Consider the following 11,980-nt stretch of genomic DNA (forward strand, 5'->3'; position numbering starts at 1 on the left):
TCCATCTTTATCTTTGTGACTAGTTTTAACTTTTTCGTATACGTGTTCTACGTCTCCGTTTGGAAGTTTCTTAGTCTCTACGAAGCGGTATCCTGGAATATCTTTCTTCGGTTGGTCTCCATCTTCTGTTGGGAAGTTTGGAATTTCGTTTCCGTCTTTATCTTTGTGACTAGTTTTAACTTTTTCGTATACGTGTTCCACGTCTCCGTTTGGGAGTTTCTTAGTCTCTACTAAACGATATCCTGGGATATCTTTCTTCGGTTGTTCTCCGTCTTCTGTTGGGAAGTTTGGAATTTCGTTTCCTTCTTTATCTTTGTGACTTGTTTTAACTTTTTCGTATACGTGTTCCACGTCTCCGTTTGGAAGTTTCTTAGTCTCTACGAATCTATATCCTGGGATATCTTTCTTCGGATTTGTTCCTTCTTCAACTGGATAGTTTGGAATTACATTTCCATCTTTATCTTTGTGAGTTGTTGTAACTTTTTCATAGATGTGTTTTGTATTTCCTTTTTCATCGATTTCAGTTTTAACTACTTTATATCCTGGGATATCTTTTGTTGGTTTAGTTCCATCTTCTGATGGTGATAATGGGTTTCCATCTTTATCAACATATGAAGTATCTAGACGTACTGTTGGAGTGTACTTAGCTGTTACTGGTGTTCCGTTCTTATCTACACGTTTAACTGTTACACCTGATGCTTTTCCTACGAAGTTTAGTTCTGGAGTAAATGTTACTTTACCATTTTCATCGATTGTGTAAGTTCCTTCTCCTGGTACTTTCTTCTCAGTTGTTCCATCTTCGAATGTTGGTTTTACAGTTTCGTCGATTTCTACTGGCACTTCTTTACCGTTGATTGTTACTTTTCCACCTTCAAATGTTGGTGTTCCTGATTGAGGTTGTCCTTTTGGTCCTTCTGATTCAGTGTCTTTTGAAGTTGGAGTTACTGGTACTACTACTGGAGTGTACTTAGCTGTTACTGGTGTTCCGTTTTTGTCAACACGTTTAACTGTTACACCTTTAGCTTGACCTGTAAATGTTTTTTCTGGTGTGAATGTTACTTTACCATTTTCATCGATTGTGTAAGTCCCTTCTCCTGGTACTTTCTTCTCAGTTGTTCCATCTTCGAATGTTAGTTTTACAGTTTCGTCGATTTCTACAGTTTTTTCTTCACCGTTTACTGTTACTTTTCCACCTTCAAATGTTGGTGTTCCTGATTGAGTTGCACCTTGAACATTTGTAGTTATCACGTCTGTACTTGTTGGTACTGTTGGTTTAACTACTGGAGTGTATTTAGCTGTTACTGGTGTTCCGTTCTTATCTTCACGTTGAACTGTTACTCCTGTTCCTTTACCTGTGAAGTTTTTCTCTGGAGTGAATGTTACAGTTCCATCTGGAGCTACTGTGTAAGTTCCTTCTCCTTCAATTGTTACTGAATCAACTGGGTTTCCGGTTTTCGGATCTACTAATTTAGCTGGTTTGTCTTCGTCGATTTCTACAGTTTTTTCTTCACCATTTACTGTTACTTTTCCACCTTCAAATGTTGGTTTACCTTTTTGAGTTGAACCTTGAACATCTTCAGTTACTGCGTCTATCCCTGTTGGTGTTGCTTTCTTAACTACTGGAGTGTATTTAGCTGTTACTGGTGTTCCGTTCTTATCTTCACGTTGAACTGTTACTCCTGTTGCTTTTCCTGTAAAGTTTTTCTCTGGAGTGAATGTTACTGTTCCATCTGGAGCTACTGTGTAAGTTCCTTCTCCTTCGATTGTTACTGAATCAACTGGGTTTCCAGTTTTTGGATCTACTAATTTAGCTGGTTTGTCTTCGTCGATTTCTACAGTTTTTTCTTCACCGTTGATTGTTACTTTTCCACCTTTGAATTCAGGTTTACCTGTTTGAGTTGCACCTTGAATATCTTCAGTTACTGCGTCTGTTCCTGTTGGTGTTACTGGTTTAACTTCAGGTGTGTATGTTGCTTTAGCTGGTGTTCCGTTCTTATCTTGACGAACTACCTCAACACCTTTAGCTACACCTGTGAAGTCTTTTTCTGGTGTGAATGTTACTGTTCCATCTGGTTTTACTGTATAAGTTCCTTCTCCTTCTACAGTTAATGAGTCTACTTTATCTCCAGTTTTTGGATCTACTAATTTCGCTGGTACTGTATCGTCCATTTCTACAGTTTTTTCTTCACCGTTAACCATAGCAGTTCCACCTTGGAATACTGGTTTACCTGTTTGAGTTGCACCTTGAACATCTACAGTTTTAACTGGTTCTGCTTCTGGTTGTGCAGGAATGATTGATGGAGTGTAAGTTGTAGAAACTTTAGTTCCATTTGTATCTTCTGCTTGAACGTTAGCTGGTGTTACTTTTCCAGTGTAAGATTTATCTGTTGGTGTAAATGTTACTTCTCCTGTTGCTGGATCGATTGAGTAAGTACCTACTGGAGTTACTCCATCTTCAGCGTATGCTGGAGTTGTTTGTCCTGCTGGAACTTCATTTCCTTCTTTATCTAGAAGTTTGTATGAATTCTCTTTAATTGGAGCAATAGTGTCTCCAGGAGCGAATGTTGGAGTTCCTTTTTGAGTTTCTCCTTGGATAGCTACTGATGTAGCTGGTTCTGCTGTTGGTGTTACCGGAGTAATCTTCGGTGTGTAAGTTGTTTCTACAGGCGTTCCGTTCTTATCTTTAGCTTGAACGCGTACTGGTTGAACTTCTCCTGAGTATGTTTTGTCTGTTGGTTCGAATACTGCAACAGCTTTTCCATCTACAGTTTTAAGAGTATATTTACCAATTACATTTCCTTCTGGGTCTTTAGCTGGTACTTCTGTAGCTGGTTGTCCATCTTCACCTAGAAGAGTGTAAGTAGCTGGATCGATATCTACAGATTTTTCTTCTCCTGCAATTGTAGTTTTTCCGCCTTCGAATGAAACTGTGCTTTCTTGAGTTTTACCTTGAACATCTTCAGTTGTAGCTGGTGTTACTGTTGGCGTTACTCCTACGATTGTTGGTGTGTAAGTTGTCTTAACTTTTGTTCCATTCTTATCTTCAGCTTGTACGTTTGCTGGTTGAACTTTACCAGTGTAAGATTTGTCTGTTGGTGTGAATGTTACTACACCTGTTGTTGGATCTACAGTGTATTCACCAACTTTTTTACCACTTGGGTCTAGAGCATCTACTGGTCCATTTGCTTCTGTTCCATCTGGATTTAATAGTTTTACAGAGTTTTCTTTAATTGGTACTTCTGTGTTTCCTTCTGTAAATGTTGGTTTACCTGTTTGAGTTTCACCTTGTACTCCTGTTGAAGTAGCTGGTGCTGCTGTTGGTTTAACAGGCGTTACAGTTGGAGTGTATTTTGCAGTAGCTGTTGCTGTTACAGGTTGACCATTTTTATCTTGACCTACTGGCGCTGTTAATGATACGTTAATACCTTTAGCAGTTCCTGTAAATTGTGGTTCTGGAGTGAATGTTACCGCTCCTGTTTCAGGATTAATTGTATAAGTTCCTTCACCCGGTACTGTTACTGTTTTTTCATCTGTTGGTTGTCCAGTTGCTGGATCTACTAATTTAGCTGGGTACTGTGCACTTGGAGTTACTGCGTCTGGTGCAGTTCCGTCACCATCTTTATCTACGTCGATTGAGAATTTAGGTGTTTTCGTTTGTGGTTTACCTTGGATATCTGTTGATCCTTCAGGTATTCCTTTGATTTCTTTTGGAGTTACTGTTGGAATGTAACGACCATCCATAGAACCTTTTACTGCAAGTCCAGCTAATTGAACTTGTTCACTTACTAGGTCTAGTTGATCTTTGTTTTCTCCTTCACCACCGACGATTTGGCGACCTTCGTTACCCCAACCAGTAGTGTTACCATTGATGTCTGTACGACGGATTGTAATACCATCTGCTGTCCCTACGAAGTTTGCTTCTGGGATAAATTCTACATCTACATTTGCACCGTTATCAGTAAGTTTATATTTACCTTGTCCTGGTACTACATAGTATCCATCTACTAAGTCTGCATCTGTTACTAATGTTCCGTCAGGTTTAACGATTTGCGATTTAACTGTTGTGTCAATAGCATTGTCTTTATCAAAATCATAGTTCTTTTGACCGTATGCATTGAATGCTACAGTAGATGTTTGAGTAGCACCTTGTACATCTGTTGTTTCTCTCTTAGTTCCACGAGGTGGAACTGTTTGTTGAATTTGGAAATCTTCTACTTCCCCAGAGTACGCAATACCAGTTGGTCCCTTAACGTCAGCTTTATCGTATGCAATACGTAAACGTGTAGCTAGTTTTGTAGCTGTTGTGTCTACGTTTTGGTAATTGTTTGTCCATGTTAGTGTAACTTTTCCATCTTGTGTTACTTCTTGTACCCCTGCAGCTTCACCTTCATCGAATTTACCATTGTTATTGAAGTCGATCCAACCATTAACATAAGCTTTAGCCTCTCCGTCTAGGTGAGCATCAAAAGTCATTGAGTAAGTTCCGTCGTTAACTTTTTTAAGTTTGAAGTTATCGTTTGGAGCTACATCGTCACCCATTAATTGACGAGCACCTTCATCCGCAGCACCGATACCATTAACGTCATCGTAGATAAACGCACTTGCACCGTTAATTGGAGTTGTACGAACGTCAACGTCAGCTGGAACAGATCCTAAGTATGGTTGTTTTTGTCCATCGGATCTAGAGATAGAGTGAGCTACTCTTCCGTATGACGCAGGAGCATCTCCTTCATCTAGGACCATGAATCCTAACATAGACCCTTGTTGACCTGCAGAAAAGATGTACATACCAATGTTTTTAGCATTACGCGTCATTACCAATGGAGTAGAGAAACCTGAATCACGGTGAGTTGAGACCGGTCCAAAAACTTGTGTTCCTAATCCATCTGTGTGATATTTACCATCTTCTGCTTTCATCGCAATAACAGTATCTGATGTCACAGTCGTATTGAAAAATCCTGCAGCTTTATCTGCTTTGAATTTTTCAAAGGCTTGCTTCCCTGAACCTTCAAGAGTATATTCTACCCCATATTGTTTACGATAACCATCTTGCCCATGTCCGGCAGAAGGCAATGTTCTGTATTCATATGTTTCTGCAGTATAAGAACGAGCAGTACTATATCTTGGTATTGTGTTTGATAATTCAGTTACTAATTCAAATCCATCTCCATCTGTTTTATAGATTTCAACTTCTGACGAACCTGCTTCTTCCCCTGTTAAGAATACAACGTTCGAAGGCACTTCTTTCCCGTTTAAAGTAGATTTAACAGAGAATTCCACCCCTACGTTAGCTCCATCTTTAACAGATTGAATAACTGTTTTACCTTTAGTATCCATACCGTTTGTTTTTGCAACAGAGTAACCTCCTTGTGTTACTACTTTTAATTCAGCTGGAGTTCCATCTTTGTACTCATTAATAGCATTGGCATCATACCCTGCTCCACCACGTTTTTTGTACTCATCAGTTGAGTTAAATGGTGCTAATTTTGTAACTGTTAATGTTACAACATATCCTGGTGAAATTTCTTGTGTGAATTTAGTTCCTACTTGAAGAGTGTCTCCTGCACCAAGATTTTCTATAGTTGCTTTACTGTTAGCAATATCAAACCATTTGATTTGTTTAGTTAATCGTTCAGTATTTTTATCTGCGTATTGCTTCCAGTGATTAATTTGTTCATCTTCTGAAAGCGGTGGTTCTGCTACTGTATCAGCTATATCAGCTAATACTACGTCAAATTTACCGTTACGTTTAGCTCCCACATTTTCTAATTCAGCGTATACCGCTTTAATAGAGTTGCTTAATTCTTCTAAACTTTTAGCGATTTGTTCTTTCGTAGCATTATCATTTCCTAATAATTCTTTAGCTACTTTTAGAGCTTCTTCATTTTTAACTATAGCTTTTGCTACTGCTGGTTTCGCTTCTACTTTTAAGTCTTTTTTACTTAATTCAGTTTTAGCAACTTTGTTAGTTACTTCTGCTTCTGAAGCTACTTGAGTTAATTCTTTTTTAGCTTCTTTTACTTCTGTAGTTTGTTTTGCTTCAGATTTAGCCTTTTCTTCTGCTTTTTTAGCTTCGTTCTTCGCTGCTACTCCATTTACTTGAGCTTCAGTTACAACTGTGTTTAAAGCTTTTACTGCTTGTACTTGTGCATCTACTTCAGCTTGTGTAGCTACTTCGTTAGCTAATACAGCTTTTGCTGCTGCTAATCCTTCTTTAGCTGCCGATACCGCTGCTTGATCTGCGTCTGGAGCTGATTTTACGTTACTTTCTAATGCAGTAATTGCATCTTTTAAAGAACCTTTGTTAACTTCTGCTTTCGCTTCTGTTTTAGGAGTTTCTGCTCCTACTTTTGCTGCTACTACTGCTGCTACACTTTCTTTAGTGTTTTCAACTTTAGCTGCTTTTTCTACAGCTTTAGGAGCCTCTTCTTTTGCTCCTGCATTTGTTGCGTTATCATTAGTAGTGTTGTTTGACACTTCTTCAGATGCTTGGGCTACTGCTCCAGCACCTAAAAAGATACTAGCACCGATTACTACTGATGCTGTACCAACTTTGAATTTCTTAATTGAATAAGATTCAACTCTTGTACCTTCTTTAGTAGTTTTTAAGTATTGATTATTCTTTCCTACCATTTTTCCCTCCAAATTTAATCTATGTTTCTTATTATCTTTCTTACTTTATGCGAAGAGTGTTTGGTTTGTATATACAACGTAGTCTAAAAAAACACAAAAAATATAGCATTCCTTATGCTATATTTTCCTCATAACTTCTCTTCTAAATAATTAAAATACACAATTCAACATTCAAGTAATATTATTAACTAATTAACTATGAATTCTTTATTCTAATTAATCGTATAAGTTATTTTATCAAATTTAATGAATTATGTCTACTTTAAATGCTTATTTTTAAATAAAAAATAGTAAAAAATATTAGTTATATATATTACCTCTTATATACAAGTTGTTTAAAACTAAAACTCAAATTCTACAAATGTTGCTACACCAGCTTATGTAAATATTATAAATAGAAGTAAGTAAATTAAGTAGTTTTCACTGTCAACCTTTCCTAGAAAATGAATATTTGACTGTGTTTTTTAGAAAACCGTTATCATAATTTTCGAAAATGAAACCGATAAGTTTTATTGGTTTACAATTTTTAGTTCCTGTAAACCGAAAAACTTTAAAAATTTACACTTTTCAATACAATATAATATTAATTGTTTTTTTATCAATTCTATCACTTTAATCAATATATAATATAACACATTAAATTTATTATCGATTTTTAATAAATATTTCTAAATTAAAATCAACTAATTTAATCCCCTTCTTCTATTCCTCTAATGAAAAAATACCCTGAAGTTAAAATTTTACACTTAACTTCAGAGTACCTTATATATTCTCTAAATATTATATATTCAGTTTTAGATATTTATTCTTCTTTTTCCTTACGACGTTTCGCTACCGCAAGTAATCCACCTAAAAATGCCATCCCTAATCCTGCTAATCCAGTATTAGTCTCAGTTTCCCCTGTATTCGCTAGACGTTGACCTTTCTTAGCATTGAACTTAGGTGTGTTATCATTTGAATAATCTACTGCAGGTTTCTTATCTTCTTTAGTATAGTTTCCTGCGTTATCCTCAACGATAACACCTGTTACCTTCTCAGCAACCACTAGGTTTTCCGCTGGAATTACTACCACTTGTCCATCTGGGTAAACAATTGTTGCTTCACCTGTGCTTGAAATTGTAATTTTAGCATCTTTAAAGTTTGAATTTGTAGTTATTAAAGCTTGTTTAACAGCTTCTTTTTCAGTTTCTGTAAGGTTCGAAGCATCTTTAACCTTAATTTTTTCAGGTAAGTTTACAGTTACTTCTTTACGTTGTTCAAAGATATCTTTAGCTAGAATAGTAAATGTTCTTCCATCTTTAAGAATTACAGTGGCATTTCCTTTTGCATCAACAACAAGTTCTACCGCTTCTCTTATAGCACCTAGCACCTTAAACTTAACTTTCTCTTTATCAGATTCAGTTAGATTGTTAATGTCCGCTACTACCTCTTTATCAAAATCAAGATTAATATTCTCTCCATTATTCTTAACAGCTACATCTGCAGCATCTTTCACTAATACATCTGAAGAAATCGTCATAGACTTACCGTCTTTCGTAGTTACAGTAGCATTTCCTTTTGTATCCACTACAACTATTGCTCCAGGATTAATTTCTTCGATAGCCACTTTAATTTTAGCTATTTCTTCTTGCGTTAAACTTCCCTTATTCGCTACTAGCGTTCTTATCGCAGGTGTATTAACCTTACTATTCGCAGTAATATCAGTCAGTTTATCAGTTGGAATAACTAAATCTAGAACTGGAAGTACGAATACTAAACCTTCTCCATTAGTTACAATGATATTACCTTTTTCATCGATAGCTACTGTTGCTCCAGGATTTACCGCCTTAACCTTAGCTACGATTTCTTGTTCTTCTGCTTCTGTTAGTTTTGTTACATCCGCTACAGCCGTCTTAGCTACAGGTGTATTAACCACATTTCCAGCATTTTCTTTAGCAAGATCTACTTCTGTTTTTGTTACTTGTGCAACTGAAATAACTTGTTTATGCCCATTTGCAGTTATTACTATAACATTTCCTTTTGCATCTTGTGTTATTTCTTTCACATCTGGATTTACTGATTTAATAGCCGCTAATACTTTAGCTTTTTCTTCGTCCGTTAAGTTAGTCGGATCTGCTACAATTACTTTTTCAGCAGGAACTCTAACTTCTTCAACAGCTTTGATTTCTGATTTCTTAGCTTCTTCTATCTTGTTAATTTCATCAACACTTGAAGCTGCATCGATAGCTTTTTTAGCTTGTGCTGCAATTTCATCAACTTCTGCCTTAAGAAGTTCTTTAACTTTATCAGAAATATCCGTTCTCGCATCAATAGCTGCTTTCTTAACTTTCACTACTGCATCTATTGCTTTTCTTGCATTAGGTTTATCTTCTACAAATGGTACTGCTTCTTCAATTTCCACTTTAGAGTTATCTTGTAATTTTTTCACATCTGCATTTTCCCTAGCTGCATCAATAGCTTTCTTAGCTATTTCTGCTAATTGTTTGGCTAGGTCAGCTGCTGCTTTTTTCTCTTCATCAGTAGCATCTGGAGTATTTGCGATAACTTTAAGTTGTTCTGCTAACTTATCTTCTATAGCCTTCTTAGCTACAGATTTTACTAACGCTTCTGGATCTACTGAAGCTACTTCTTTTGTTCCGTTAGCTTTAGCTTGGTCTACTTCTGCATTTGTTGTCGCTTTGTCGATTGCTTCTTTCGCTGCATCGGCTTTCGCCTTAGCTTCTTCTTTCGCCGCAGTTTTCTCTTCGTCTGTTAAGTCTGTACGTGCATCAATCTCATCATTCTTAGATTCCAATGTTTCATCGATTGCTTCCTTAGCTTCTGTTTTCGCTACTGATTCTGGATTTACTGAAGTTACTTCTGTTGTTCCATTTTTCTTGATTTGGTCGATTTCTGCATTTGTTGTTGCGATATCGATTCCTTCTTTTGCTGCGTCTGCCTTAGCTTTTGCGTCTGCCTTAGCTGAAATTTTCTCTTCGTCTGTTAAGTCTGTACGAGCGTCAATCTCGTCATTCTTAGCTTTAAGCACTTCATCGATTGCTTGCTTCGCAGCTGTTTTCGCTACTGGTTGTGGATTTACAACTTTTACTTCTGTTGTTCCATTAATCTCAGTTTGTTCTACTTCTTCATCTGTAGTCGCTCTATCGATTGCTTTCTTAGCTGCATCTGCTTTTTCCTTAGCTTCTTCTTTTGCTTTGACTTTTTCTTCGTCTGTTAAGTCTCTACGCGCATCTATTTCATCATTCTTAGCTTTTAGTGCATCATCAATTGCTTTCTTAGCTTCTGGCTTCGCTACTGGTTGTGGATCTACTGAAGTTACGACTAACGTTCCATTAGTTTTAGCTTTGTCTACTTCTGCGTTTGTTGTCGCTTTGTCGATTTCTTCTTTTGCTGCATTAGCTTTTGCTTGCGCGTATGCTTTTGCTGCAGTTTTCTCTTCATCAGTCAAGTCTGTACGTGCATATATCTCGTCATTCTTAGCTTTTAGCGCATCATCGATTGCTTTCTTAGCTTCTGGCTTCGCTACTGGTTGTGGATCTATTGAAGTTACTTCTGTTGTTCCAGCAGTCTTAGCTTGGTCTACTTCTGCATTTGTTGTCGTTTTATCGATTTCTTGTTTTACCGCATCTGCTTTTTCCTTAGCTTCTGCCTTAGCAGCTATTTTCTCTTCGTCTGTTAAGTCTGTACGAGCATCTATCTCGTTGTTCTTAGCCTTCAGAGCTTCATCTACCACTTGCTTAGCTTCTGTTTTTGCTACTGCTTCTGGATTTACTGAAGTTACTTCTGACGTTCCGTAAGTCTTAGCTTGCTCGACTTCTGCATTTGTTACTACTTTATCGATTGTCTCTTTCGCTGCATCTGCTATAGCTTTCGCGTTTGCTTTCGCTGCTGTTTTCTCTTCGTCTGTCAAGTCTGTGCGAGTATCTATCTCGTCATTCTTAGCTTTAAGTGCTTCATCTATTGCTTTCTTAGCTTCCGGTTTCGCTTCTGCCGTTGGGTTTACATTGCTTACTTCTGTTGTTCCGTTAGCTTTATCCTGTTCCACTGCTGCATTTGTTGTCGCATTGTCGATTGCTTGTTTTGCTGCGTCTGCTTTCGCTTTTGCATCTTCCTTAGCTTTTGTTTTCTCTTCATCTGTTAAGTCTGTACGAGCGTCGATTGCATCGTTTTTAGCTTTAAGCGCATCGTCTATTGCTTTCTTAGCTGCTGGTTTTGCTTCTGGTGTTGGGTTTACATTGTTTACTTCTGTTGTTACGTTTGCCTTAGCTTGTTCTACCGCTGCGTTTGTTGTCGCATTGTCGATTGCTTGTTTTGCTGCATCAGCTTTTGCTTTCGCATCAGCTTTCGCTGCAGTTTTTTCTTCGTCTGTTAAGTCTGTACGTGCATCGATCACATCGTTTTTAGCTTTAAGCGCATCGTCTATTGCTTTTTTAGCCGCTGGTTTTGCTTCTGCCGTTGGATTTACATTGTTTACTTCTGTTGTTCCGTTAGCCTTAGCTTGTTCCACCGCTGCGTTTGTTGTCGCATTGTCGATTGCTTGTTTTGCTGCGTCTGCTTTCGCTTTAGCATCAGCTTTCGCTGCTATTTTTTCTTCATCTGTTAAGTCTGTACGAGCGTCAATCTCGTCATTCTTAGATTTCAGCGCATCATCTATCGTTTTCTTAGCCGCTGGCTTGGCTTGTGCCGTTGGATTTACTGAATCTACTTCTGTTGTTCCGTTAGCCTTAGCTTGTTCTACTCCTGCATTTGTTGTCGCATTATCGATTACTTGTTTTGCTGCGTCTGCTTTTACTTTCGCGTCTGCTTTCGCTGCTGTTTTCTCTTCGTCTGTTAAGTCTGTGCGAGCGTCAATCTCATCATTCTTAGATTTCAGCGCATCGTCGATTGCTTTCTTAGCTTCTGGTTTCTTAACTGCTAATGGATTTACTGAATCTACTGATGTTCTTCCATCTGTCTTAGCCTGAGCTACACCTGCGTTTGTTGTCGTATTGTCGATTGCTTGTTTTGCTGCGTCGGCTTTTGCTTTTGCGTCATCTTTCGCCACTGTTTTCTCTTCGTCTGTTAAGTCTGTACGTGCATCAATCTCATCATTCTTAGCTTTCAAGGCGTCGTCGATCACTTGTTTCGCTGCTGGTTTTACTACTGCCGTTGGATTTACATTGTTTACTTCTGTTGTTCCGTTAGCTTTAGCTTGTTCCACTGTTTCGTTTGTTGTTGCTTTATCGATTGCTGTTTTCGTTGCGTCAGCTTTCGCTTTCGCATCAGCTTTCGCTGCAGTTTTTTCTTCGTCTGTTAAATCTGTACGTGCATCGATTGCGTCGTTCTTAGCTTTAAGTGCATCGTCTAT

General features: G+C 37.7%; 2 protein-coding genes. Both read right to left on the bottom strand.

All coding sequences use genetic code 11. The annotated features are described in order from the left end of the window. Window positions 1–6,633, bottom strand: a 6,633-nt coding sequence (locus PNO30_RS07455) for an Ig-like domain-containing protein (RefSeq protein WP_271987762.1), incomplete at its 3' end; no start/stop codon positions are given. 802 nt (window positions 6,634–7,435) lie between these two features. Next, the coding region (locus PNO30_RS07460) for a DUF1542 domain-containing protein (RefSeq protein WP_271987765.1) at window positions 7,436–11,980 on the bottom strand (4,545 nt) is incomplete at its 5' end.

Source organism: Gemella haemolysans, from assembly GCF_028308085.1.
GTDB classification, from domain to species: Bacteria; Bacillota; Bacilli; order Staphylococcales; family Gemellaceae; genus Gemella; species Gemella haemolysans_D.